The 25381-nt window shown below is 60.1% G+C and carries 26 protein-coding genes and 2 tRNA genes; 17 read left to right on the forward strand and 11 right to left on the reverse strand.

From position 1 onward, the window contains the following. Positions 1–44 precede the first annotated feature (44 nt). Complete coding sequence (locus tag K3166_RS10175) at positions 45–731, reverse strand: type 1 glutamine amidotransferase domain-containing protein (protein ID WP_221422125.1); 687 nt, start codon at positions 729–731, stop codon at positions 45–47. A 248-nt stretch (positions 732–979) separates the two neighbouring features. Here K3166_RS10175 and K3166_RS10180 point away from each other — a divergent pair, with 248 nt between their 5' ends. From K3166_RS10180 to K3166_RS10195, 4 genes are read left to right on the forward strand one after another with little or no spacing between them, the layout of a single operon-like run. After that, positions 980–1609 (forward strand): TetR/AcrR family transcriptional regulator, encoded by a 630-nt coding sequence (locus K3166_RS10180; protein WP_221422126.1) that lies wholly within the window; start codon positions 980–982, stop codon positions 1607–1609. Continuing rightward, entirely contained in the window at positions 1606–3291 is a 1686-nt protein-coding gene (locus tag K3166_RS10185; RefSeq protein ID WP_221422127.1) for an MFS transporter, read from the forward strand. The genes K3166_RS10180 and K3166_RS10185 overlap by 4 nt, the downstream gene beginning before the upstream one ends. Next, a complete protein-coding gene (locus tag K3166_RS10190) occupies positions 3288–4403 on the forward strand; it encodes an HlyD family secretion protein (RefSeq protein ID WP_221422128.1) in 1116 nt (371 codons plus the stop codon). Before K3166_RS10185 ends, K3166_RS10190 begins: the two co-directional genes overlap by 4 nt. Before the next feature lie 5 nt (positions 4404–4408). Further along, positions 4409–5773: an efflux transporter outer membrane subunit gene (locus K3166_RS10195; RefSeq protein ID WP_221424066.1), complete on the forward strand. Its 1365-nt coding sequence runs from the start codon at positions 4409–4411 to the stop codon at positions 5771–5773. 170 nt (positions 5774–5943) lie between these two features. Here the strand turns inward: K3166_RS10195 and K3166_RS10200 are convergent. Together K3166_RS10200 and K3166_RS10205 are read right to left on the reverse strand one after the other, a co-directional pair. Continuing rightward, positions 5944–6019, reverse strand: a tRNA-Thr gene (locus tag K3166_RS10200). A gap of 29 nt (positions 6020–6048) precedes the next feature. Next, positions 6049–6122, reverse strand: a tRNA-Cys gene (locus K3166_RS10205). Positions 6123–6266: 144 nt separating this feature from the next. Between K3166_RS10205 and K3166_RS10210 the strand changes: the two genes are divergently transcribed. After that, positions 6267–7046, forward strand: a complete 780-nt coding sequence (locus K3166_RS10210; protein WP_221422129.1) for an acyl-CoA thioesterase — start codon at positions 6267–6269, stop codon at positions 7044–7046. A 78-nt stretch (positions 7047–7124) separates the two neighbouring features. Here K3166_RS10210 and K3166_RS10215 read toward each other — a convergent pair whose 3' ends face one another. The 5 genes from K3166_RS10215 to K3166_RS10235 form a co-directional block, all read right to left on the reverse strand. Then, positions 7125–7394, reverse strand: a complete 270-nt coding sequence (locus K3166_RS10215) for a hypothetical protein (RefSeq protein ID WP_221422130.1) — start codon at positions 7392–7394, stop codon at positions 7125–7127. 108 nt (positions 7395–7502) lie between these two features. After that, positions 7503–7871 (reverse strand): hypothetical protein, encoded by a 369-nt coding sequence (locus K3166_RS10220; RefSeq protein ID WP_221422131.1) that lies wholly within the window; start codon positions 7869–7871, stop codon positions 7503–7505. Positions 7872–7969: 98 nt separating this feature from the next. After that, complete coding sequence (locus K3166_RS10225) at positions 7970–8767, reverse strand: crotonase/enoyl-CoA hydratase family protein (RefSeq protein WP_221422132.1); 798 nt, start codon at positions 8765–8767, stop codon at positions 7970–7972. Next, a complete protein-coding gene (locus K3166_RS13455; RefSeq protein WP_247714610.1) occupies positions 8742–9428 on the reverse strand; it encodes a winged helix-turn-helix domain-containing protein in 687 nt (228 codons plus the stop codon). The genes K3166_RS10225 and K3166_RS13455 overlap by 26 nt, the downstream gene beginning before the upstream one ends. A gap of 181 nt (positions 9429–9609) precedes the next feature. Beyond that, positions 9610–10794 carry an LL-diaminopimelate aminotransferase gene (locus K3166_RS10235; protein ID WP_221422133.1) on the reverse strand — a complete coding sequence of 395 codons (1185 nt, stop codon included), beginning with the start codon at positions 10792–10794 and terminating at the stop codon, positions 9610–9612. A gap of 164 nt (positions 10795–10958) precedes the next feature. Between K3166_RS10235 and K3166_RS10240 the strand changes: the two genes are divergently transcribed. The 7 genes from K3166_RS10240 (at position 10959) to K3166_RS10270 (ending at position 17725) form a co-directional block, all read left to right on the forward strand. Beyond that, complete coding sequence (locus tag K3166_RS10240; protein WP_221422134.1) at positions 10959–12836, forward strand: PHA/PHB synthase family protein; 1878 nt, start codon at positions 10959–10961, stop codon at positions 12834–12836. A gap of 108 nt (positions 12837–12944) precedes the next feature. Then, a complete protein-coding gene (locus K3166_RS10245; protein WP_221422135.1) occupies positions 12945–13742 on the forward strand; it encodes a phasin family protein in 798 nt (265 codons plus the stop codon). 201 nt (positions 13743–13943) lie between these two features. Next, positions 13944–14306: an ATP-dependent Clp protease adapter ClpS gene (gene clpS, locus K3166_RS10250; RefSeq protein ID WP_221422136.1), complete on the forward strand. Its 363-nt coding sequence runs from the start codon at positions 13944–13946 to the stop codon at positions 14304–14306. A gap of 4 nt (positions 14307–14310) precedes the next feature. Beyond that, positions 14311–14817: a DUF427 domain-containing protein gene (locus K3166_RS10255; protein WP_221424068.1), complete on the forward strand. Its 507-nt coding sequence runs from the start codon at positions 14311–14313 to the stop codon at positions 14815–14817. A 62-nt stretch (positions 14818–14879) separates the two neighbouring features. After that, complete coding sequence (locus K3166_RS10260) at positions 14880–16109, forward strand: LptF/LptG family permease (protein WP_221422137.1); 1230 nt, start codon at positions 14880–14882, stop codon at positions 16107–16109. Positions 16110–16112: 3 nt separating this feature from the next. Next, the gene (gene lptG / locus K3166_RS10265; protein ID WP_221422138.1) at positions 16113–17210 is read left to right on the forward strand and encodes an LPS export ABC transporter permease LptG; all 1098 of its coding nucleotides are present in this window, start codon (positions 16113–16115) and stop codon (positions 17208–17210) included. Beyond that, the gene (locus K3166_RS10270) at positions 17207–17725 is read left to right on the forward strand and encodes a GNAT family N-acetyltransferase (protein ID WP_221422139.1); all 519 of its coding nucleotides are present in this window, start codon (positions 17207–17209) and stop codon (positions 17723–17725) included. Before lptG ends, K3166_RS10270 begins: the two co-directional genes overlap by 4 nt. Positions 17726–17737: 12 nt before the next feature. Here K3166_RS10270 and K3166_RS10275 read toward each other — a convergent pair whose 3' ends face one another. Then, positions 17738–18829: a fatty acid desaturase family protein gene (locus K3166_RS10275; protein WP_221422140.1), complete on the reverse strand. Its 1092-nt coding sequence runs from the start codon at positions 18827–18829 to the stop codon at positions 17738–17740. Between the two features lie 147 nt (positions 18830–18976). On the opposite strand from K3166_RS10275, the gene K3166_RS10280 reads away from it, so the two are divergent. Together K3166_RS10280 and K3166_RS10285 are read left to right on the forward strand one after the other, a co-directional pair. Continuing rightward, positions 18977–20134, forward strand: coding sequence for a GNAT family N-acetyltransferase (locus K3166_RS10280; protein ID WP_221422141.1), 1158 nt, complete (start codon positions 18977–18979; stop codon positions 20132–20134). A 148-nt stretch (positions 20135–20282) separates the two neighbouring features. Beyond that, positions 20283–20690, forward strand: coding sequence for a response regulator (locus K3166_RS10285; protein ID WP_221422142.1), 408 nt, complete (start codon positions 20283–20285; stop codon positions 20688–20690). A gap of 203 nt (positions 20691–20893) precedes the next feature. Here K3166_RS10285 and K3166_RS10290 read toward each other — a convergent pair whose 3' ends face one another. Next, positions 20894–21700: a Crp/Fnr family transcriptional regulator gene (locus K3166_RS10290; protein WP_221422143.1), complete on the reverse strand. Its 807-nt coding sequence runs from the start codon at positions 21698–21700 to the stop codon at positions 20894–20896. 91 nt (positions 21701–21791) lie between these two features. Here K3166_RS10290 and K3166_RS10295 point away from each other — a divergent pair, with 91 nt between their 5' ends. Beyond that, complete coding sequence (locus tag K3166_RS10295) at positions 21792–22580, forward strand: response regulator (protein WP_221422144.1); 789 nt, start codon at positions 21792–21794, stop codon at positions 22578–22580. A gap of 110 nt (positions 22581–22690) precedes the next feature. Here the strand turns inward: K3166_RS10295 and K3166_RS10300 are convergent, their stop codons facing one another. Further along, positions 22691–24343, reverse strand: a complete 1653-nt coding sequence (locus K3166_RS10300) for a CHASE domain-containing protein (RefSeq protein WP_247714611.1) — start codon at positions 24341–24343, stop codon at positions 22691–22693. Positions 24344–24573: 230 nt separating this feature from the next. Here K3166_RS10300 and K3166_RS10305 point away from each other — a divergent pair, with 230 nt between their 5' ends. After that, positions 24574–24756, forward strand: coding sequence for a NepR family anti-sigma factor (locus K3166_RS10305; RefSeq protein WP_221422145.1), 183 nt, complete (start codon positions 24574–24576; stop codon positions 24754–24756). After that, positions 24756–25364, forward strand: coding sequence for a sigma-70 family RNA polymerase sigma factor (locus tag K3166_RS10310; protein WP_221422146.1), 609 nt, complete (start codon positions 24756–24758; stop codon positions 25362–25364). The genes K3166_RS10305 and K3166_RS10310 overlap by 1 nt, the downstream gene beginning before the upstream one ends. Positions 25365–25381: the final 17 nt, after the last annotated feature.

Raw genomic sequence — 25381 nt, forward strand, 5'->3', positions numbered from 1 at the left:
CTGGCTAAAAAGCCTTCAAGCTCGGCTGGAAACACCAGTTGCGGTTATTCCGCAGCAGCGAGCGCTTCGAGCAGCTTTTCCGCTGCCCGCTCGCTCGAGGGTGGATTCTGGCCAGTGATCAGCAAGCCATCTTCCACGACGTAGACTTCGAAGACGCCTGCCTTTGAAAAGTTACCGCCCTGCTCCTTGAGCACATCTTCGAGCAGGAATGGCACCACGTCGGTCAGGCCGACGGCTTCCTCTTCCTCGTTGGTGAAGCCGGTTACCTTGCGGTTGTTCACGATCGGCTTCCCGTCGGGGGAAGTCACGTTCTTCAGGACGGCCGGTGCATGGCAAACGAGAGCCACTGGCTTGCCCGAAGCAAGTGTGCCTTCGATGATAGCCTTGGACACCGGGCTTTCGGCGAGGTCCCACAGCGGTCCGTGCCCGCCCGGATAAAATACGCCGTCGAATTTCGCGATATCGATTCCGCCGAGTTTTTCGGTGGTAGCGAGCTGTGCCTGCGCGTCTTCGTCCTGCTTGAAACGCTTGGTCGCCTCGGTCTGCGAATCGGGTTCGTCGGATTTCGGATCGAGCGGCGGTTGTCCGCCAGCCGGGCTCGCCAGCGTGACGTCATGGCCCGCGTCCTTGAGCACATAATAGGGCGCTGCAAATTCTTCGAGCCAGAAGCCGGTCTTCTTGCCGGTGTCGCCAAGTTCGTCGTGGCTGGTGAGAACCATGAGGATTTTCATGAGGCTAGTCCTTTTTTGAGAGTGGGAAATGCGGCGTCATTTCACGTCGCTTCGCTACTGCAACCCGCGGGCTTCGCGTCGGTTTCAAGAAACACGTTCTGCGTGGACTGAAGCCGTATGCGGGCCTAGATCACTACGGAAGCGAAGGGTCGATCGCACGCACTGGACGAGCCCGCTTGCCGACTAATTCAACAGCCATTGAATATAACTGTTCCTCGCCTTATGTTGCGCCGCACAAGGAACGGATATTGACTGAACGGCGCGGGCGTGGACGCCCTAAAGAAACAGACGACGATACGAGCGGTGCGATCGCTTGCGCCGCATTGCAACGCTTTGCCGCACAAGGGTTCGAGGCGACATCGCTGCGCGAAATCGCGGCTGATGCCGGTGTGGACGTGGCCCTGATCTCTTACCACTTCGGCGGCAAGCACGGCTTGTGGAAGGCAATCGTAATGCAGGCGGGCAAGGATTTGCGTGAGGCGCTGGAGAGCGCTCTGGATGACATGGAGAACAGCACCGCGCACGACCGGCTGGGCCATTCGGCGCGCGCATTCCTCGCCTACCTTCTTGATCGGCCGGAAGTTCCGCGTCTGCTGCTGCGCGACATCACGATCAACAGCGATCGTTCGCAGTGGCTGCTCGACACGCTCTCCTTGCCGCTCCACCGCCACTTCATCGAACTTGCGCAGGCCGCAGCGCACGAGCGGCCAGACGTCCCCGCGCATCTCCAGTTCAAGGTCGCCAACTTCATATACTCTGCTGCCAGCTCGGTCGCCCGGCGCGAGCGCCTCGGCAAGCTCGTCGATGGCATTGAGGACGATACCGAGTTCGCCGCGGCGCTCGAAGCCACGCTCGTCGAGGGATCGCTTGCGCTATGACGCAACGCGCCACCTTGATCGACACGGCGGACGGTTACCGCTTCAAGCCGCACGAAATGCCGATCCTACCCGGCTCCCCGGCCAATCCGGACCATCCTCCGGCGCGCCGCGCAGCCTATCTCGCGATCGGCGTGTTCATGGCGCTGGTGGGCGGCGCACAGAACGGCTTCCTGCTCGCCAATTCGCCCGCATTGCAGGCCGAATTCGCGCTGACGCCGGTCGAAGCCGGCTGGCTGACGGTGGCCTTCTATTCCACCTATGCCACAATGAGCATGCTGCTGTTCCGCGTACGGCAGGAATTCGGCATCCAGCCGTTCGTGCGCTGGGCCATGGCGGGGCTCGTCGCGGCCAATTTCGTGCAGATGATCGGCCCCGGCTATTATCCGGAGCTTGCTGCGCGTGCGGTCGCCGGGATCACGGCGAGCGGCCTGTCGGCGCTCGCAATCTATTATCTGATGCAGGGCTTACCTCCAGCCTTGAGGGTCGGCGGACTGGTGATATCGCTGGGCCTCACGCAGGTGTCCTTCCCGCTGACCCGCGCGCTGTCCCCCGCCCTGCTGGTGGACGGCGACATCGCCCATGTGTTCCAGTTCCAATTCGCGCTCTCGCTGCTGGGGTTCGGGATGGTTTACCTTCTGCGCCTGCCGCCCGGTATCCGCAAGCAGACCTTCGAAAAGCTCGATATCCCGAGCATCACGCTGTTTATCATCGGCGTCGCGGCCCTGTGCGCCTTCCTTATCCAGGGCCGCATCCAGTGGTGGGATACGCCGTGGCTCGGCTATGCACTCGTCATCGCCATTCTCGGGCTCGGCGGGTGCTTCCTGATCGAGGCCAACCGCAAGAGCCCCATGCTGGACCTTAGCTGGCTTTCGAGCCGCTCGATCCTCGCCCTTGCGCTGATCGGCGCGACCGTCCGCATTCTTGTCGCCGAACAGGGCTTCGGGGCAAGCGGGATGTTCGCCGCGCTCGGTTACGGAAACGAACAGCTGACAGACTACTTCTGGATACTTGCCGGTGCGACCCTTGCCGGCATGGCGCTATCGGTCGTGCGCCTAGATCCCAAAGATTTGACCCGTCCGGTTCTCTTCGCAATCCTCGTTATCGGCATAGCAGCATTTGCCGATACACGGACCGGGGCTATGACGCGGCCGCAGGATCTCTACCTGACGCAGGCCGCCATCGCCTTCGGTGCCGTCTTCGCGATGGGGCCGATCATGATGGAAGGCATGCTGCGCGCGCTTGCCGCGGGGCAGAGCTATGTAATCAGCTTCATCGCGGTCTTCTCGCTTTCACAATCGGTGGGCGGGCTCGCGGGTATATCGCTGCTATCCGCCTTCCACACCGTGCGCCTGAAGACGCACTTGATCGATGCGGGGAGCACGCTGACGCTTGCCAACCAGCAGCTCGGTCAGGCGCTCAGCAATGCCGCACGGAGCGCCGCGCCGCTGCAGTCCGATCCCGCGCTGCAGCAGCAGGCTGCGGCCTCGAGCATCTCGCGGGAAGTGGGCCGCGAAGCTGCGGTGCTAGCCTTCAACGATGTTTTCTTCCTTATCGGCACCTTGTCAGCGGTGACCTTCGCCGCCGTCTTCGTGCCGTGGTTCATCAACAAGATACGCGGGCGAAACCCGCTCGCAAAGGAATTGGCCTTCATGGAGGCCATGCTCGCAAGGACTAGGCAATGACACAATCGACGCAGGCTGAAACCGACGCCGAAACCCTCTCGAACGATACTCCCGCCCCCGAACAGGAAACGGGGTGGTCGCCCAATCCCTCGCGCCGCCGCATCGGTTTTGCTGCTGTGGTCATCTTACTTGGCGTGCTCGCCGCGCTGTTCGCTTGGGACCTCCCCCCCTTTAGCGGCGGCGACGAGACCACCAACAACGCCTATGTCCGCGGACGCACCACCGTCGTCAGCCCGCAGGTCGGCGGCTATCTGGTCGAAGTTCCAGTGTTCGACTTCCAGCGCGTAGAAAAGGGCGAACTGCTTGCCCGGATCGATGACGTGCCGTTTCAGGAAAAGGTCCTGCAAGGCGCGGCAAACACCGCAGCACAGCAGGCAACGCTTGCCAACAGCGCGCAAAGCCTGCGCTCTGCACAGGCTCAGCTCGAACTGCAGGACGCCGCCGTGGCAGCCGCACGTGCGGGCTTGCAGAAAGCGCAGGCCGACATGAACCGCATTGCGGAGTTGGTCGACGAAGGCTCGGTGTCGCTGCGCGAACGCGACCAGGCCCGCGCGGCGCTGCAGCAAGCACAGGCCGGCGTGCGTCAGGCACAGGCGCAGCGCGCCATCGCGGCTGAAAACGTCCGGTCGGTCAACGTCGGGCGCGGCGCGCTCGAAGCGCAGGTTGCCGGGGCCGAGGCATCGAAGGGGCTGGCAGACTTCGAACTCTCGCGCACCGAGATACGCGCCCCGCGTTCGGGCCGCCTCAGCGAAGTCACCGCACGCGTGGGGCAGCTGGTCACTGCCGGAACCCAGCTCATGTATATCGTACCTGACGACGTGTGGGTGGTCGCCAATTTCAAGGAAACGCAGACAGCGAAGATGGCAGTTGGCCAGCGCGCCACGCTGGAAGTCGACGCGCTCGGCGACGCCAAACTCACAGGCCGCGTCCAGAGCATCGCGCCTGCCGCCAGCAGCGAATTCAGCCTGGTCAAGCCGGACACCGGGGCGGGCAATTTCGTCAAGGTGCCCCAGCGGATCGCAGTGCGCATCGTGCTCGACAAGGGCCAGGAAGCGGCCGAGCGGCTTGGCCCGGGCATGTCCGTCGTAGCTACCATCCACACGCAGGACTGATCGTGATGCGCAAACCCCTCGCCCTTCTGGCCACATCCGCCCTCGCTCTGTCCGCCTGCGCGCCCACGCTGCAGGATGCTCCGCTCGGCGCCGCAGTGTCTCCGCCGACAGAATGGCGCACGATGCCGGAAGGGACAGCACCGGTGGAGCAGGACTGGTGGAACGCCTTTGGCGATCCGCAGCTCTCGCGCCTCGTCGAACGGGCGCGTCTGAACAATTCCGACGTGCAGATAGCAGCATCCCGCGTGGAGGAAGCGCGCGCGACCGAACTGGGTTCGCGCGGCTACCTGCTCCCTTCGGTCGGTGCCGGCGTCGAAGGCGGTATCCGGCGCGAGGTTTCACCTTTCGGACAGGGCCAGGCAACGCTTGCTGCTCAGCCAGCTTTCAGGGCGTCCTACGAAGTCGATCTGTTCGGCAGGAACGCTGCACGCGTGGATGCTGCGGAAGCAGGCGTGGCGGCGAGCGCTGCGGGCGAAGAGGCCGCGCGCCTCTCGGTAAGCGCGGCAACCGCCAGCGGGTACATTACGCTGCTGGCGCTCGACAAGCGGCTGGAAGTGCTCGATGCGACGCTGGAGGCGCGCGCCGAGGCTCTCAAATTCGCCCGCGACCGTGCCGAAGTCGGCTATACCTCGCAGCTCGAACTGCGGCAGGCACAGGCAGAGTATCAAGCTACCGCCCAACTGGTGCCGCAGCTGAAGGCCCAGATCGCGCGCCAGGAGAACGCGCTTTCCGTGCTGACCGGCGACCTGCCGGGCGCGATCGAGCGTGGAGGTACGCTGGAGAACCTGCGTCAGCCCGCACTCCCGGCAATCCTTCCTTCCGAATTGCTGCGCCGCCGCCCGGATGTCGCCGCAGCGGAATATCGCATTGCCGCAGCCGATGCGAAAATGCGTTTGGCACGCGCCGATTTCATGCCCTCGATCAACCTCGGCGCGACTGCCGGACTTGCACTGTCCGATCTGTTGTCTGACCCGATCAGCATCTGGTCCCTGGGCGGCAGCATCCTTGCGCCGATCTTCCAGGGCGGAAAACTGCAGGCGCAGCTGGACGGGGCGACGGCGCAGCGCGACCAGGCCGCATGGGCCTATCGCTCGGCCGTCCTCAATGCTTTTCGGGAGGTGGAGGACCGCATGGCGGTGCTCGCTAATCTGGACCAGCAACAAACGGCGCTGGAAGCACAGCAGGCAGCCGTAGCCGATGCGCTGCGCCATGCCCGCAACCGTTACCGCGCGGGATACACGCCTTATATCGAGCAGGTGGATGCTCAGCGCGCCTTGCTCGGTGTGGAGCTGTCACTGGTGCAGGTAAAGGCGGACGAACTCACGGCACTTGTCGGCCTCTATCAGGCCGTGGGCGGTGCCCCCCGGTAGCGAAGTTCGCTTGCCCCTTCGCCAATGCGAAGGAAAGACGGCCGCATAAGCAGTCGCTGAGTGCCGACGATACGTGCTGAAATTGAAGACGCTGGCTTCGCGCCTGCACGTCCTCAAGTTTGGACTATCGGGATGCGAGGGATTTTCGGCTGTCCGCTATCTGCGAAAAGTGGTGCCGCTTAGGTGACTCGAACACCTGACCCCATCATTACGAATGATGTGCTCTACCAACTGAGCTAAAGCGGCACTTCTGAGACGCAGCACGCGTCAGGAAATGGAGGCCCGAGCCGGAATCGAACCGGCGTGCAAGGATTTGCAGTCCTCTGCGTAACCACTCCGCCATCGGGCCTCGCACCCGCCCTCTCGGACGGGAAGCGGCCCACTAGCGATTCTGCCGAAGCATTGCAATCGACTTTGGGCAATCGACTTCGGACAAACGGCCTTACGTAACGTCAGTCTGGACGCGAAGCCGGTCAGCGGCAATGAAGCGGTCATGACCATTGCCAGCCTGATCGACCCGATCACCGCAGAAGGCGGACATGTCCGCTTCGATAACCTCGACCACTGGTTGCAAGGCCGCACGCTTTACGGCGGCGCATCCGCGCTGGTTGCCTATACAGCCGCGATCAGGGCCTTCCCCGAGCTGCCGCCACTGCGCGCCGCCCAGATTGCTTTCGTCGCACCAACCTCGCCGGACGCCGAACTACGCCGCGAGATTGTCCGGCAGGGGCGCAATGTCGCTCAGGTGCGTAGTGAAATCTGGTGCGAGGGCAAATGCACGCTCACGGCTTTCTGGCTGTTCGGGACATCGCGCGAACCCAATGCCGAACATAAGGCCGCTCCGGTACAGGACTGGCCCGGCTCTCCCGAGGAAGCCGAACCCGCGATGAAGGACAAGGGCCCCGTGTTCATCCAGCACAATTTCGAGATCCGCCGCGCCCAAGAAATGCGCGGGCCGGGCGACCCAGTTGTGCGCCGCTGGGCCAGGCTGGAGGACCGCGAAGGCCTCGATCCCGTGAGCGAACTGATCCTGCTCGGTGACGTACTGCCGCCCGGCGCAATGCGAGCGATGCAGCGGCAGGGTCCGATCAGCTCGATCAACTGGTCGTTCAATCTGCTGGATACGCAGCCAACCACCCGCGACGGCTGGTGGCTGTCGGAAAACGCCAGCCAGCATGCAAGCGACGGATATTCCTCCGAGCGGCTGCGATTGTGGAATGCCGATGGCGAACAGGTGCTCGACGGAATGCAGAGCGTGGCGATCTTCGGGTGACATTGAAGACCGCTCATGGGTGGTTAGCGAACGCCTCCGAATGGGTTGAGCGTCAGCTTATCTGTATTAGAGGAGTACCTAACGTTCGGCTTTCTGCGATTTGAAGTAGCGGAACCATAAGAGTCCCAATCCGGCGACCATCCCGATGCTAAGCATAGCTTGCTGAAGGTCGGAGTTCGTTTCGACACCTCGAAATCCGCCAGCGAAAACAAAGCCGATCGCGATCGAAAAACCGACGACTCGAGTAAGCCTTTTGTCCACGAAGCGGGTGGAAAGAAATCTTCCGGCACCGCCCACGAACAACGTGCCGATAAATCCGAGGATGAGAAAAACAATTGGCGCCAACATCAACGACCTTTCTCAGACAGCACGCATACCTTAGGTAGTGAAGCACGGTGCCGGACTGTCCGCTGCCGACACAATTCCAGCTCGGTGAAACTGTCAGAAAATGGGTAATTAGCTGCCATCAAGGGACAGATAACGATGCTTCCATTTCCAGTACCCTTGGCCAACACCCAACGTGATACCGAAGATGCCCACCCCGATGCCGAGCCAGTCTATGGCGACCCGTGAAAACTGGATTGCCATAGCGAGGAAAATCAATCCGAAGATAGTGATCGCCAAATTTGGAAGAAAATAGGCCAGCTTGTCACCAGCATGCATATCATCCCAAGGGAATGAAGGGCCTCCAACCCTATCGACAATGGGGTTTAACTGGCGGTCCCAGTCGCCCGCGGTGGACCCGAGCAAAAATAAAATAAAACCATCAAACCAGTCTAGCGGACTAAGGGCCCACGCCAAAGCAAAGCCAATCACAATTGCCACGGTGAAGAAATGAGGTTTGAGGTGATCTGATAAATTAATTCAACATAACTATGTGAAAGCTTAAAAGACTGCAATCTGGTCGTAAGCAGGCAGACGGCTCACACGTCTGTAAAATTAGCTGCGCGTTTTTGCATTCCGGCCATCACGGCTTCGATCTGGTTCGGTTTACGCATGATTGCAGACTGTTCGACGCTTTCTTCCATCAGGATTTCGTCGCCGGACTTTTCCAGCATCGCGTCAGATAGGCGCTTGGCACCGCGGATCGCCTCGGGATTGCGGTTGGCGATCGTGTTCGCAATGTCGTTTGCCTTGCCCAGCGGATCTTCGGACACGAACGTCGCGAGACCGTATTCTTTCGCTTCCTCGCCCGTGAATTCGCGGTTGGTGTAGACCAGTTCGCGCAGGACGTCGTCGCGCACCATGCCGCGCCACAGGTGATATCCGCCCATATCGGGGACGAGGCCCCACTTCATTTCCATGATCGCCATGCGGCTGGCCGGGTGGACCACGCGAATATCTGCGCCGCTGGCAATCTGCATGCCGCCGCCAAAGCATACCCCGTGCACCGCCGCGATGACCGGAACGGGACACTTGCGCCAAGTCATGGCGACTTCCTGGAAAGTGTTGGCATTGCCGTGCGTACGGTCCGTCAGCGGCTTGCGTGTCCCATCAGGCGAGGCGGTAAAGCTCGACACGTCGAGGCCGGCGCAAAAGCTGCGCCCTTCGCCCGCCAGCACTACGGCGCGCAGCCCCTTCATGGTCCGCAATTCCTCGCCTGCAGCGATGATCGCTTCGAACATCTCGGGGTCGAGCGCGTTCATCTTGTCCGGCCGGTTCAACCGGACCTGGGCAACACCGTTTTCGGCTAGTTCAATCGATACGCGTTCGCTGGACATGACACTCCGCAAGGTTTGGCTGATCGGGCCTGCGACTTTGCGTTATCGGTGCCGACCTGTCCAGCATGGTCCGTCGCTCTCGCGAGAATGCGGTGAAACTGGAGCGGGCTTCGGTGCAGATGAAATAGCCACCGTCCTGATGGGTCTGGACCAACCATCCAAGTCCCGAAATTGCCAGCTTTGCCCGCAACCGGGAAATATGGACTTCGAGCGAATTGGTTTCAGGCTCATGCCGCAGGCGCCAGACATCGGACAAGAGTTCTGCCTTGTCCACGCGCTGGCCCGGCACTTCAGCCAGCCGCCACATCAATGCAAATTCACGCGGATGGAGACCAATCCATTTATCGTCGACGTAAGCATCGCGGTAAAACAGATCGAGCCGTACGGGCCCCACGTTGCGATGCTGCGGGATCATCTCGTTGACGCCATCAAGCTTTAAAGCCCGTGCCGCGAGCTCCACCAATGCTACCTGGCTGGAAAGGGCATCCGCAAACCCGCCCTGAATCAAGTTCGCCCTTGTTCCTGGTTCATCAACGCCCACCGCAATTGCGCAGCGCTTTTCACCGATAAGAGCCCAGTCGGCGCATCGCCCGCCGATGCGCCAATCGACGAGCAAGGGGATGCTCCTGGCGGTTTCACCCGCTCTGAATGCCGGTTTCATTCGCCAATCGAGTAGCCGAAGATCCCAACGGCCCGGCGGGCACGGCGACATTGATAGCCATGTAAATGTAGGTTGCGACACCGGTATTCTCCTAGTGCCTCCCGTCGCTTCACCCAATAATCAATTTCACTTAATCCGACTATCCGCGCGAATACTTAAGCGAGAGAGGCATTCCTGCCGGTCATCGGGCGTGATCGGCCAAAAACTTTTTCACGTTGCGCGCGGCCTGACGAATGCGCTGTTCGTTTTCCACCATGGCAATACGAACGTAGCCTTCGCCCTCCTCTCCGTAACCGACACCTGCAGCGACAGCGACGTCGGCGTGTTCCAGCAATTGCTTGGAAAATTCCAGGCTGCCCATCTCTTCAAAACCAGGCGGGAGCGGCGCCCATGCAAACATGCTGGCGGCAGGTACGGGGATGTCCCAGCCTGCTCGCCCGAAGCTTTCGACCATCACGTCACGGCGATGCTGATACCGCTCCCGGTTTGCCGCAACGACATCCTGCGGCCCGTTCAGCGCGGCGCAGGCCGCGGCTTGGATAGGTGTGAAGGCCCCGTAGTCGAGGTAGCTCTTTACCCGCGTCAGGGCCGAGATCAGTTCCGGATTGCCGACCGCAAAGCCCATTCGCCAACCGGCCATGGAATAGGTTTTCGACATGGAGGTGAACTCTACTGCCACGTCCTTGGCGCCCTTCGCCTGCAGGATAGAGGGCGTCGGATTGCCGTCGTAATAAAGCTCGGAATAGGCAAGGTCGGACAGGACCCACACCTTGTTCGCCTTCGCCCAGTCGACCAGCCGCTGGTAGAATGCGGCATCGACCACTTCGGCAGTGGGATTGCTGGGATAATTGACCACCAGCACCGTCGGGCGCGGCACCGTGAAGGCCATCGCATTGTCGAGAGCCTGCCAATAACGCTCGTTTGGCGTGGTCGGGACGCTGCGGATCGTCGCGCCTGCAATGATGAAGCCGAAGGTGTGGATCGGATAGCTTGGGCTGGGCGCAAGGACGACATCGCCGGGTGCGGTGATTGCCGTCGCCATGCTCGAGAGCCCCTCTTTCGAGCCCATCGTCACCACCACTTCACTTTCCGGATCGAGTTCGACCCCGAAGCGTGTGCGATAGTAATTGGCCTGGGCCTTGCGCAGGCCCGGAATACCCTTCGACTGGGAATAGCCATGGGCGCTGGGCTTTTGCGCCACTTCGCACAGCTTTTCGATCACATGGGCAGGCGGCGGATGGTCAGGGTTACCCATGCCAAGGTCGATAATGTCCCGCCCCGCCTGTCGCGCCGCGTGCCGCATCGCATTGACCTCCGCGATCACATACGGCGGCAGACGTTTTATGCGGTAGAACTCGTCGGACATGCATAGCTCCCGGGACGCTGGCCAAACATGCAGGCCATGGATACTGGAACGTCTCGTCACATTGATTACCTATTCACCGTGCAAGAGCAAAGCCGCTCGCTATCTCAACTGTGCGAATTATCGTGTAGATGACTAAAGATGCGCTTCGACGTTATAGGATTGCCATGACCGACAAACCCGATCCGTTCACCAATCTCTATGAAGGCCCGGCCAAGATGGCCCGCGCACTTCTTGCGCCGTTGATGGGTACGATGGATGCAGGCCAGCTGGGTGAAGGCATGATGTCGCCAGAAGACGCGCAGCAATGGGCCGAGGTCGCCGCCAAGTTGCAGACCATGTGGCTGACCTATCAGTCGGAGCAAATGGCCAGCCCGCAGGCGCTGGTGCCTTATTTCGATCCTGCGCGCTGGATGGCGCTGGCAACCGACTGGTACAACAAGATGCCGCTCGCTCAGGCGGAACAGCAGAAGGCCCTGATCGAGGAAGGCACACGATTGTGGCAGGACGTTCTCGGGCAATACGGCCTCGGCCCACAGGCCGGTGCACATAGCGGTGACGAGGTCGAGCTACCGCGGAAAGATCGCCGTTTCGCCGATGAGAAATGGCGCGCGCACCCGGCATTTGCCCTGATCCACCAGACCTACCTCTTCCTTGCAGAGCGGGTGGCGGAGATGGTGGACAAGGCCGACGGCCTCAACCCGCAGCAACGCGAGCAACTGCGTTTCACCACCAAGGCGATCACCGAAGCGGCAAGCCCTGCGAACTTTCCGCTGACCAATCCGGTTGTCATGGAACGCACGCTGGAGACGAAGGGTCAAAACCTGGTCAAAGGGATGGAGCATTTGCTTGCCGATATGCGGCGCGGACAGCTGAGCCATACGGACGCCAGCGCTTTCACCTTGGGCGAGAACATCGCCGTCACTCCCGGCAAGGTCGTGCATGAAACACCGATCTATCAGTTGATCCAATATTCGCCGACCACCGAAAAGGTGATAAAGACGCCGCTCATCATCTTCCCGCCGTGGATCAACCGGTTCTACATCCTCGACCTCAATGCGAAGAAGAGCTTCGTGAAATGGGCAGTCGACCAAGGCATAACCGTATTCATGGTCAGCTGGAAATCAGCCGATGCCAGCATGAAGGACGTGGTGTGGGACGATTACGTCCGCGCCCAGATGGACGCGATCGACCACGTGCGCGGCCGGTTGGATGTGCCCAGCGTGCATGCCATCGGGTATTGCGTGGCCGGAACCACCCTCGCCGCCACTCTGGCGATCCTTCACCGCCGCGAACAGCAGGACAAGGTCAAAAGCGCGACCTTCTTCACCGCGCAGGTCGATTTTGAAAAAGCAGGCGAGCTACTTAATTTTATCGACGACCAGCAGCTGGCCGCGATCCAAGGGATGTCACCCGACGGTTATCTCGATGGGCGGTACATGGCCGCGACATTCAACCTGCTGCGCGGCACCGATCTGATCTGGAACTATGTCGTCAACAACTACCTGCTCGGCGAAGATTATCCGGCCTTTGACCTCCTCCACTGGAACGGCGATGTCACCAACCTGCCCGCAAAATGGCACCAGCAGTACCTGCGCGATCTTTACCGCGACAATCGGCTGGTCGAAGGCGATGCGCTGACCGTGGACGGTACTCCCGTCGATCTCGGGCGGGTGAATACGCCGACATATGTGCAGGCCGGCAAGGAAGACCATATCGCACCGGCCGAGAGCGTCTGGCGTATCACCGAACACTTTGGCGGCCCCATTCGCTTCGTGCTGGCCGGATCGGGACATATTGCCGGAGTGGTGAACCCTCCGTCCTCGGGGAAATACCAGTACTGGACGAATGATGGATCGCCGCGCAGCCTCGCCGAGTTCCGCGAAAGTGCGCAAGAGCATCCGGGCAGCTGGTGGCCCGACTGGATCGAATGGCTGCGAGATCAGGACGGCGAAACAGTGCCTGCAAAAGGCAAGAGGATACCTGGCGGCAAGGGCGATGAGGTCATCGAAGACGCCCCCGGACGTTACGTCGCCACGCGCTAACCCGCTGAAAAAACGGCCCGTCGCGGATTATTGTGCAGTGCACAATAAATTCCTTGACTTCGCACCTGCAATGTCTATTTTGTGCACTGCAACAAAGTGAGGTTTCCCATGGCTGACAGCCCAAGCAAAATCGATGCCGCCGCCGAAAAGGCATTTGCCGAGGCCGCGGACAAGAAAACCGCAGAAGCGGTGAACACCAAGGCCGTCGAAAAGGCGGTCGAGGCGGACACGACTGCACCGGTCAAGGCCGACAAGGTCGCTGACGCCGTCGCCGCTCCCGCCGCGAAGAAGCCGGCAGCCAAGAAGAAAGCTGCCCCGGCCAAGACCAAGAAGGTCGCCGCCAAAAAGGCTCCTGCCAAGAAGGTAGCCGCCAAGAAGGCCGCGCCGAAGAAAAAGACCGCTGCCAAAAAGGCTCCGGTCAACACACCAAAGATTTCCAAGTTGAAGGACACTATCATGGCCACTGCCAAGAACGCCAAGACCACCGATTACACCGCGAAAGCCAAGGAAGTTGCTGCCGACGTGCAGACACGTGCCAAGGCCGCTTACGACAAGGGCAGCGAAATGACCCAGGACGTCGTTGAATTCCAGAAGGGCAACCTTGAAGCCCTCGTGGAATCCGGCAAGATCCTCGCATCGGGCATGCAGGACATGGGCCGCACCTATGTAGAAGAAGCCAAGGGCGCTGCTGCAACCGTCCAGGGCGACGTCAAGAAGATCGCTGCTGTGAAGTCGCCGACCGAGCTTCTCCAGCTCCAGGGTGAAATCGCACGTCGCAACTTCGACGCCATGGTTTCGACCACTTCGAAGAACACCGAAGCCATGTTGAAGCTTGCCAACGAAGCTTTCGCTCCGCTGTCGAGCCGCATGAGCCTGGCAGCCGCCAAGGTTCGCAAGGCCGCCTAAGGCATTCAGTCTTCAATCCGCCGGGCACTCTCTCCTCTCTCTCTCGCTCGGTGGTTGGACAGGACGGGTCGGACGACATTCGTGTCGTTCGGCCCGTTTCCATTTTTACGCTCTCTTTTCGACGTTTTCTTAACTCGCCGGACCGCAGAGGCACTCTCACGCCTTGCGATTTGACCAAACGATACGATATTGCCGCAACACATGATTGAAATGCTCCCCCTCACTCCGAAAAACGCCGCTGACGGCGATGACGATCCACGCGAGGGTGACGGGCAGGCTAACGTCGCGACCAAGACCCGGACGAAGCCGAAAAAGCCCAGCATGTACAAGGTGCTGCTGCTTAACGACGATTACACGCCGATGGAATTCGTGGTGATCGTGCTCAAGCGCTTCTTCCGAATGGACATGGAAGAGGCGACACGCGTGATGCTGCATGTCCACCAGAAGGGCGTCGGCGTTTGCGGTGTATTTCCTTATGAAGTCGCCGAAACCAAGGTGAACCAGGTCATGGATTTCGCCCGCGAGAACCAGCACCCCCTCCAGTGCACGCTGGAAAAGGCCTGAACCAATAGCGTTCTTCGGTCATCCCGAACCCGATCCGGTCGGTGACGGTCAGGAAAGCGTCTGGGATTACCCCCGCCCCGCGATCGCAGAACCTGCAAACAGGCACATCGTGATTCGCCACGCCGGGATCACTCTCGCTGATACGCGAGGCGCTTGGCGGACGCTGGAAACCAGTCACCCGCCGACCTATTACCTCCCGCCCGAAGACATCGCGATGGAACACATCCGCGCAAACCCGCAGCGCTCTCTGTGCGAATGGAAGGGGCAAGCGCGGTATTGGGACGTGAGCGCCGGGCCTGACGTGTTGCGGGCCGCCGCATGGTCCTATGCCGATCCCACGCAGTCTTTTGCTCCGATCGCCGGTTTCCTGGCATTCTATCCCGAGCCGTTCGATGAATGCCTCGTCGATGGCGAGCAGGTTATACCTCAACCCGGCGGTTTTTATGGCGGCTGGATTACCAGCCGTGAAGCGGGTCCGTTCAAGGGCATTCCCGGAAGCCGGTTCTGGTAAGGCATGACGCGCGGGGTTTTTCCCGCTAGAGCCGCCACCAACGCCAAGAAACCGGAACCTGCGTGCTCAATTTCATACCCGCCATCGACCGCTATATCTTCCGGCTGGTAATTGTGCCGATGCTGGGCGTGTTTGCGCTGGCAGCATCGCTGCTCACGCTGGACAAGATGCTGCGGTTGCTCGATTTCGTCGCCATCGAAGGCGGTCCGATCGGTGTCGTCTTCAAGATGCTCGCGACGCTCATTCCCGAATACGCCAGTCTTGCCATTCCGCTTGGCCTGTTGCTCGGAATCCTGCTCGCCTTCCGGAAACTTGCCACCAGTAGCGAACTCGATGTCTTTCGCGCGGTGGGGATGAGCTACGGGCGCCTGTTACGCGTGCCCTACGCGATCACGATTGTGTTCATGGCGATCAATGTTGCGCTGGTTTTCTTCGTCCAGCCGGTCAGCCGCTTTACCTACGAGCGCCTGGAATACGACCTACGATCCGGCGCGCTGGGCGCTTCGATAAAGGTCGGCGAGTTCACTACCCTTGCCGACCGCATGGCCCTGCGCATTGAAAAAAGCGAGGATGACGGGCGCAAGCTGATGGGTGTTTTCGCCCGGGTTTCCAACAGCAAGGGACAGGTCCTCTCGATCTCGGCGCAGGAAGGGGCATTCCTTGCCACGACCGATGATCCGGACACGATTATCCTGCGGCTCACCAACGGCACCATTGTCCAGGACACCGGCAGCCAGACACCGCGCGTGCTGACCTTCACGCGTCACGACTTGCCGATCGACCTGCCCGCAATCGAGCAATTTCGCGCTCGGGGCGAGGACGAGCGCGAGTACATCCTGCCCGAACTCCTGCGCGTGGGATGGGCCGACAATCAGTCCGAAACAAAGCGCGACGCGAGCCAAGCCAGCTTCAATTTCCGATTGGTCGAGGTGGTCATGATGGCGCTGATGCCGCTCTTGGCGGTGGCGCTGGGTATACCGCCCAAGCGATCGACCAGCGCTCTGGGGGTGTTCCTGTCGATCATCATGGTCGTCGCCTATCACAAGATAAATCAATATGGAGAGGACGTGGCCGCGCTAGGCCTTGCCGACCCGATCCTCGCCCTGTGGGGGCCGTTCGTCATCTTTGCGGCGCTAATAATATGGATGTACTGGCGGGTCGCGTTCGTACCCGGCGGGCAAGCTATCGGTGCGCTTGAAAACTGGTTCGCCAAGATATCGAAGAAGATCGGCAAGCTGTTCAAGCGCAAACGGCGTGTGATGCATGACGAAGACCTGGCGGCGGAGAGCTGAGCGGTGCAACTCGACTTTTTCCCCTCCCGCACGCTGACCTGGTATCTCGCGAAGCTGTTCGTGGTGCGCATTCTTGCGGTGCTGGTCATGCTGGTGCTGGTGCTGATGATGCTCGATCTCTTGTCGAACAGCGGCAAGATCCTTGCCGTAGACGGCAACGGGCAAGGCGAATTGCTGACCTACGCGGGGCTGCGAATACCGCAGTTGATCCAGCGGTTCCTGCCCTATTCCGTGCTGCTAGCGACGCTGATTTCACTCGTGACGCTCAACCAGAATAGCGAAGTCATCGCGATGAAGGCCGCCGGACTTTCGGCGCATCAGGTTTTGGCCCCGCTATTGCTGAGCGCCATGGTCGTTGCAGGCTTCAGCTTTGCCTTCAACGAACGGATCGTCACCCGCGCGACAGCCACGCTCAAGGCATGGGAAGCAGCCGACTACGGGCCGGTTCCCGAAGAATCCAATGTGCGTGCCAATGTGTATCTGGCTGACGGCGAGAATGTGCTGACCGCAGCCCAGCTGGCGGGCGAAGGCAATGCCATCGCGATGCGCAAGGTCACTTGGTATCGCCGCAATGCAGACGGGACCATCCTTGAACAGGTGGTGGCGGACAGGGCCACCTATGCGGCGCCGGGATGGAAGCTGGAAGATGTCGAACGGTTCGAGATTTCCAGCGCCACGTTGCAGACTGAGGACGAGCTGATCGTCGCGCGGGAGCTTACTCCCGATCAGATCGACCTTGCCCGGATAGACCCCGACGCGGTGCCGTTCTGGGAGCTGGGTTCTTCAATCGATGCCTATGAAGCAGCGGGCCGCAGAACCGGCGAATTGCGGGCCAAGTGGTGGCACAAGCTGTCCGGGCCGCTTTCCTCGTTCCTTATGCCTTTGCTCGGCGCAATCGCCGCATTCGGTCTTGCAAGGTCGGGCCAGCTCTTCGTGCGCGCCTTGATCGGCATGGCTCTGGGATTTGCCTATTTCGTGGTCGACAACGCCGCGTTGGCGATGGGCAATTTCGGCGGCTACCCACCATTCCTTGCGGCATGGGCGCCGTTCTTCCTGTTCTTCCTGATCGGCGAGACGGTCCTCATCCGGACCGAGGAATGAGCGATTGGCACATCCGGCTTGCGCGGCCAGAAGACGCCGAGCACCTGCCGGCTATCGAACTGGCGGCGGGAATGCTGTTTCGCGAAGTCGAGGGCTTGTCTGAAATCGCGGGGATGCACGCCATTCCAGCGGATCAGCAGCGATCAATGATCCGCAAGGGCCATTCGCTGGTGGCGGAGATGGACGGGCGGCTGGTCGGCTTCCTGTCCACCGAGCCGCACCGCAAGGAGTTGCATATCCGCGAATTCTCGGTGCATCCCGACATGCAGGGTAAGGGTATCGGCACGATCCTGCTTCGCGGCATCGGGATCGACGCACACAATAGCGGATTTTCCGCGATCACGCTGACGACTTTCACGGATGTCCCGTGGAATGCGCCCTTCTACGAACGACTAGGCTACACGGTGATCAGCGACCTTGCCGCCCACCCGCGCCTGAACGCCGAGATAGAGCAGGAGGTCCAGCACGGCCTTCCGCGCGAGCGGCGCTGCGCGATGATTAAATTTCTGGGCTGACCCGGTGATGACCTAAGAGCGGCGGCCCATCGTGCTGCGCGCGATCCGGGATACGAGCACACCCATGCCTGAGTGATTGGCACCGTGATAGGTCGAGCTTTCGCCCAGCTCGCGCGCCAGGCGGCGGTGCGCCTCTGGCAGCGAGTGATAGGGCATCGACGGCATCAGATGGTGCAGCGCGTGATAGCGGAGTCCAACTGGCGCCCAAACTTCGGCAACCACGCCGGGCGGCGGCACATTGACGGAATCGAGGAACTGGGCCGTCACCGTCATCGCCTCACCCTCATTCTCCCACAGGTGGGCAACGAGCGTGCGCAATTGATTGAGAGTGGCGGTTACCGAAACGATTGCCAGCGCAATGAGCAGCGGACGCCAGCCGAGCGCAAACACGCTGCCGATCAGCATCCAAGACCACACAGCCCCGCCGAACTCCTGCCAGAAAACGCGGCGTTTCAGATTACCCTCTGGCGGACGGCGGCGAAATTCCGGATTGATCGCCAGCGCGGAAAAGCGCTGCCAGGTCAGTTCGCGAATAGGCGGAATGATCGCGCCGAGCGGAACCAGCACGGCGAAGCGGAACAACAGTGCGACCGGTGCCAGCAAGGCGACTGCCACAAACAGCGGCAAGCTCCACGGCTTCATCAGTGCGAGCGGGAGATATTCCGGATCTTCGACGGTGCCATATTGGGTTCGTTTGTGATGGAGCGTGTGGACGCCTTCATACATGAAACTGGGGGTCAACATCGGGATGCCGACGAGCATGTTCCAGCCAGTGCGAAAGCCCGGCAAGGCATCGCGGTGAAGGTGCGAAATTTCGTGAATGAAAAGCAACGCGCGGTAGAGCGCCAGAGCCGAAACGACACCCAGCACCACCGCCAAAGGTACGCTATCGACCAGAATTGCACCTGCAAGACTTGCATAACCCACGAGTGCCGAGCCGATCATGTCGGGCCAGTAAATAGCCGCTTTCGCCGCCGCGATATCCTTCGTCAGGTCGCGGGCAGCGCGCAACATCGCCTTGTCGTCGGCAATCTGTGAATGCCAGCCGCGCGCATCGCGCAATGACGCGGGATTGGCAGCAGATAGGGTCTGTTCAGCGTTCATGGTCGTTTTCCTGGGGGAGCCTTAGTGGATCGGCGCGATAAATGACAGTGTCCGCTATCGATCATAGTGATCGGGCACGCGCGATTCCTTGACAAAGATCATGTGCCATACGCAGTGCTAACCTCGGCTGAACAAGGGAAGTGCTGCGTGGCTGAGCAAGATATCGTTATCGTACAGGCGAATGACAAGAAAGGGCGGGCCGCCTTCGTCGACCTGGGGCGCGAATTCGCCGCGCGCGAGCCGCATTCGGTTCCGCAAGTGCGCTCGGAACAGCTCGAACTCGTAAATCCCGCCAAGAACCCGTTTTACGGCCATGCCGACGTTCAGCTGTTCATAGCACGGCGCAGCGGGAAACCGGTGGGGCGGATCGCTGCCCATATCGATCACCTAGCTCTCGAATTGCCCGCCGCACAGGGTATGGGTCCGGGCACCGGCCTGTTCGGCTATTTCGATGCCGAAGACGAAGCCGTGGCAAAGGCCTTGATTGCCTGCGCGGAAGACTGGCTGCGCGAACGGGGGATGACCCGCGCGCTTGGCCCGATATCGCTATCCATCTGGGAGGAACCCGGCCTGCTCGTCGAAGGACAGGATCATCCCCCGATGATCATGATGGGCCACCATCCCAAACACTACGCAAAATGGATCGAGCAAGCGGGATACGCAGAGGCCAAACGCCTGCTTACCTACGATCTTGACGTGCAGCAGGAATTCCCGCCGCTCATCCGCCGCATCGTGCAATCGGGCGAACGCAACGAACGTATCCGGATCCGCAAGGTCGACAAGAAGCGCTGGGACGAGGAGGTCAAGACGATCCTCCACATTCTCAATGATGCATGGTCCAGCAACTGGGGCTTCATTCCGTTTACCGAGGCCGAGATAGCCCATGCCGGCAAGAAGCTGCGGCCCATTATCCGTGAAGATCTCAATATGGTCGCCGAACTCGACGGCAGGCCGGTCGCATTCATGCTGACCTTTCCCGACGTCAACAAGCCGCTCAAGGAAATCGGCGGCAAGCTACTGCCTTTCGGTTGGCTCACCCTGCTGCGCTGGCTGCGGCGGCCCAAACAGGCCGATATGCGTGTGCCGTTGATGGGCGTCTTGAAAGAGCTTCACAATTCGCGCGTTGCCAGCCAGCTCGCCTTCATGATGATCAGCGAAATTCGCGACGTGGCGGCGAGAAAATACGACGCCGAGCGCGGTGAGATCGGGTGGATACTCGACGACAATCAGGGAATGAAGGCCATCGCAGATGCGATCGACAGCAAGATCAACCGGGAATACGTGATCTACGAAAAGACGCTCTGATCCCACGGCGTTGCAAAGGCGCAACGCTGTTTGGAAAAGTCCAAAATACGGGAACCTGCGTAGCGATTCTTCCGTTCGGGTATGATGGCATGATGCCTCAACGACACTTGCAGGATTTCATCCCATCGCCCGCAAAAAACAGACCGATATGTCCATTCCTCGCTACGTCCTCGTGGTGGAGGACGAAGCTATTCTAGGTCTGCAACTCGAAGATGCGCTCCTTGACGCAGGCGTCGAGAAGGTCGAAATTTGCTCGACCACCGAGGCAGCGCTTGCATCTTTGAAGCGGAGCCAGCCCGATGTCATTGTGCTCGATGTCCACCTGGCTGACCGGGACGATGGTTGGGCGATTGCCGAACTGGTAAGGGAACTTGGTCCCGACAGTCCGCAGATCGTGTTTTCGACTGGCCAGCCGGAAGATATTCCTCAGGATATCGCCGAGCTCGGATACGTGCTTCAAAAACCGTATGATCCGGAGGTTCTCGTGGACCTGCTCAGCAAACCCAAAAAACGCGGCGTGATCTCGCGCATCAAGGGTGCATTGCGCGACGCCTGACGGCCGCGCTCCCAGCTCTCACTTCCTGCGATTTGTCGCATTTTCCAGCGACCCAAGAAAAAAGGCCTCCGCTCTTTTGAGCGAAGGCCTTTCGGGATCGTATCACCAGCCGCTTGGACGGGAGGGGGGTCTCGGCGGTGATATAGGTGAAATGTCCGGATTGAGATGGGGTTCCCTCAGGTTCGAAAAAATTTGAAAAATCTTTAAACGAAGGGTCGATGCGAAGGCTTGGAGCGTTCGAAACCTACCAGTTTCGACGCTTTCTCCATGTCAGGCACGCAAATCTCGCGCGGGGACCATTGGATCAGGCCGTCCCGGTCAAGCGCCCTCAGAGTGCGGTTGGTATGTACGAGAGAAAGACCAAGCATATCGCCAATCTGCGCCTGCGTGATCGAAAGGTGCAGTCTGTTTCCCTTCTTGGCGACGCCGGTCGCGAGCGCTCGGTCCAGCAGCCACACTGCCAGATAGGCGACCCGTTCGCGTGCGCTGCGCTGACCGAGTGACACGATGTGGCCTTCCAGTGCCGTCTCCTCCTTCGCTGCCAGCCAGGTAATGTCATAGCCGAGCCGCGGATGCTCCTTGATCAGCGAGACAAAATCGTCCCGCTTGAACCGGCACAATCTGGCAGGCAGCAAAACCTCGACCGAATGACTGAGCTCTTCCTCGAACGCTCCCTGCAACCCGACGAGATCGCCGGGGAACATGAGGTTCACGATTTGGCGGCGGCCGTCTCCAAGTGTCCTGTACCTGATCGCAACACCCTCCAGGATCGTGAAGAGGTGCTTGGTGCACTCATCTTCTTCGAGAATGGTATCGCCGCGTTCAAACCTGAACTCGCCCTGCTTGATGGATTGCATGTAAGCCTGCTGGATGCTTTCGAGCGGCCGCAAACCCGGGCAATCCTGCAACGGACAGTTTTGACATTCATACGGATCGGAAACTTCAAACATCGCGGCCCCCTGCCGGATATTCCGGCCTTCTCGTCCGGCCGCTTCGTCGGCGTCCGCCATACATTTGTCAATTACGACAATTTCCGCGCCGATATGAGGAACTCTTGGTCTATAGAGCCGTTCAATGCGCGCAAACCACGGAAGGGGTTATATGTCGCTTGGTGATCAAATCGCAAAAAATCTGCCTTACCTGCGCCGCTATGCGCGCGCTCTAACCGGCTCTCAGGCAACCGGTGATGCATTCGTCAGGGCCACGCTTGAAGCCGCCCTGGCAGATGAGGGGCTCAAGGCCTCGCTGGAAGGTGGCCGCGTGCCGCTCTACCGCGCCTTTAACAAGGTCTGGTCGAGTGCGTATCTGGACGTGCCCGATGCCGTTGGCGAAGACCATGAAGGTGCAGCTCAGGATCGATTGAAATCGATCACGCCGCTGAACCGTCAGGCATTGCTGCTGACTACTCTCGAAGATTTCTCGGTCGAACAGGCCGGTGAAGTGATGGAACTGGAACCTGCTCAGATCGAACGGTTGGTGCAGGAAGCGGTCAGTGAGATCGATCGGGAAAGCTCGACCAGCGTTCTCATCATTGAAGACGAGCCGCTCATTTCGATGCAGCTCGAAGATCTCGTGACCTCGCTCGGCCATGAAATCTGCGGCACCGCAGCTACGCGCACACAGGCGCAAGAGGTGGTCGCACAGAAGACTCCCGGCCTTGTCCTGGCAGATATCCAGCTTGCAGACGGATCTTCGGGTCTTGATGCTGTCGACGATATCCTCGCAATCGACAGCGTGCCGGTTATCTTCATCACCGCTTATCCCGAACGTCTGCTGACCGGCGATCGTCCCGAGCCGACTTACCTCGTGACCAAGCCGTTTCAGGAACAGACAGTCCGCACGGCGATCAGCCAGGCACTGTTCTTCGGATCCAGCCGCCCGCTGGGATAATCGCAGACAACGAACAAAGAATGGGCCGCCTGGAATAACCTCCTGGCGGCCCTTTTCGTGTGATCTGATGGCAGGATGCCGGCTTCCTGTGTGAAGCCCTGCCAGGCCCCCTATGCGCCGGGTTGCGGTGTCGTACGCAGGGTGAACTCATCCCGCTTGCGCACCGGTACCAGCAATTTGCAGCGAACTCCTGTTGGGAGGAACTCCAGCTCGACCGGATGGCGTAGTTCATGGGCGACGATCTTCTCGATCAAGTCAGTGCCAAATCCGCGCTTCTGCGGCTCAACGACGCGCGGCCCGCCGCTTTCGGTCCAGTCGACCCGCGCGAGGCGTTCATTCACCAAGGTCCAGATAATCGCGATCTTGCCGCCTGGAACACTCAGGGCACCATACTTCGCCGCATTCGTAACCAGTTCGTGGACAGCAAGGCCTAATGATAGGGCGTCGTTGGGAGCCAATTCGACATCGGGCCCTTCGGCGACAATTTCGTGATCCTGATCGTTCGTATACGGGGCAAGCTCGACCTGGATTACCGAACTGAGGGGGGTCGAGCCCCATTCCGAGTGCGTCAACAGGTCATGAGTAGCTGATAGCGCCCGGATACGGCTGTCGATACCTTCCGCGAAATCATCGAGATTATCGGCTCTGCGACGGGTCAGCGACACGATGGAAAGGACATTCGCGAGCGTATTCTTGACCCGGTGATTGAGCTCCCGCGTCAGTGAGTTGCGAATTGAATTTTGTTCGGCGAACCAATCAAGGGAGCGGCTGTCTTCCTGTGCCTGCTGTGTAAGAAGCCTGGCGACCACCAGTAACAGGCTGGCAACAGCCAGCCCGAACAACAGCGTGATCATGGACATCGATGAGAGTGTCTGGTCGGAGGTTGACTGGACAACCAGCATCATTTCACGATTGGCGAGGCTGACCTTGCGCTCAACAGTTTCGTGACCGGACTGCCAGGTAGACAATTCCGCAAGCAGGTCCCTGCCATCGTCAGCGACATCATAAAGCCGGACACCGCTGTCTTCGCCGGCTACCAGTTCGGCTGCGGAAGAGAGAAACTGATTTGCGGTGAAGGGGCTGTAGACGAAGCCCTTGAGTCTGCGATCTCCGGGCCCGCCTTCGTAGACCGGCATATATATAATGAAGCCGGGTTCAGTACCACCGCCCTCCTGGATCAAGGTGATCCTGCCGGTAGCGGTCGGGCGTTCCGTGCGGGTCGCTTCGTCCATCGCGGCTCGCCGTACCGGCTCTGAATACATATCAAACCCAAGTGCGCGCCGATTCCTGAGCGTGTCCGGTTGCAGGAAAAGAACCGGCACGACTTCGGACCGGGGCTCTGCCGCAATGCTTGGAGTGACCCGAATGCGCGAAACTCGCCCCTCGCTCAGAATGTCTTCTATCGCGGCAACTTCGCCAGAACTGACAACCGGCGCCCATCCGATACCTTCAGCACCGCGGTAGTCTGCATCGAGCCGCAATTCTGCGACAAACTGGCGGAAGGTTTCAACGCCGACCTCGTCCTGCGAACTGAACAGCGCAGCGGCTGCCCTCAAGAACGCGGAGTTCGAATATGCCCGGCGTTCGACAGCGGAAACCATGGCTTGCGACTTGCGGCTCAGCTCCGCGCTTTCGCGCACGCGCTGCCCACTCTCGATCGCGAACACGCTGACCATTGTCACAGCCGCGACCAGGAGGAAGATCAGCAACGGAACTGCGCGCGGATAATCGACCAGCCAACGCTGGCGCCTGCCCCTTTGCAAGAACTCTGTTTCTGTCAGAACTTATCCCCACCTGCACGATAGCGCTCCAAAGCTATAATCTCTGGACGGACGTTGGTTCCAATTGAAGACACAGATCGCACTATTTGCACAAAGCTCTGGAACCCGATCTGCCTGTTTGCGTTACACGTGCACGATGGGACCGCTGAATTGATGATTCCGGACCCGAGCCGGTAATCCATCCTTAAGGGCAAGGACATATTTTTAAAGCAATGACATCTCCAGTACCTTCCGAAGGAAAGTTGCCTGCGGGCAAGAGCCGGAAGTCGGACAGCGGCGCAGATGACAAGCCTCAATGGGCGAACGGTCTGCGACAGCTTTACGATTCCGTGGTCGAAGAGCCGCTGCCTGATCAATTCAAGGATCTGCTTGCGAAATTGGATTCGAAGGACTGATGGAGCCCGCGAAACGTACGGCCTCCGAGAAAGCCGATTTCAAACGCGAGTTGACCGATGTGGTCCCCCACCTGCGTGCATTTGCGCGCGGCCTGTGCGGCCGTGCCGACATGGCCGACGACCTCGTGCAGGAAACACTCCTCAAAGCTTGGGCTGCCCAGGAGCGGTTCCAACCCGGCACCAGTATGCGCGCGTGGACCTTCGTGATTTTGCGCAACGCCTATCTTACCGACATGCGCCGCAATCGCTTCCGCGGAGAATATGACGAAACGGTCGCCGAGCGCATCTTGACGGCTCCGGCCGGGCAGGAAGAACCTATCCACTTGTCCGACATGCACCGTGCGCTGCTAACCCTTCCGCCGGAACGCCGCGAAGCGCTCCTGCTCGTGGGCGCTGGCGGATTTTCCTACGAGGAAGCGGCAAATATCTGCGGCTGTGCGGTTGGCACCATCAAGAGCCGCGTCGGGCGCGCCCGGGCAACGCTGACCTCCATGCTGGAAGACGGTTCCATCCCGAGACGATCGGTCGATGATGATACGGCTCACCGTGCTATTCTCGAAGAACTGGACGAGGTTGCCGCTGGCCAAGGCGCTTCGGCAAACAGCTGACGGACAAGCGGATTTGC

The organism is Qipengyuania psychrotolerans, assembly GCF_019711355.1.
Taxonomy (GTDB): domain Bacteria; phylum Pseudomonadota; class Alphaproteobacteria; order Sphingomonadales; family Sphingomonadaceae; genus Qipengyuania; species Qipengyuania psychrotolerans.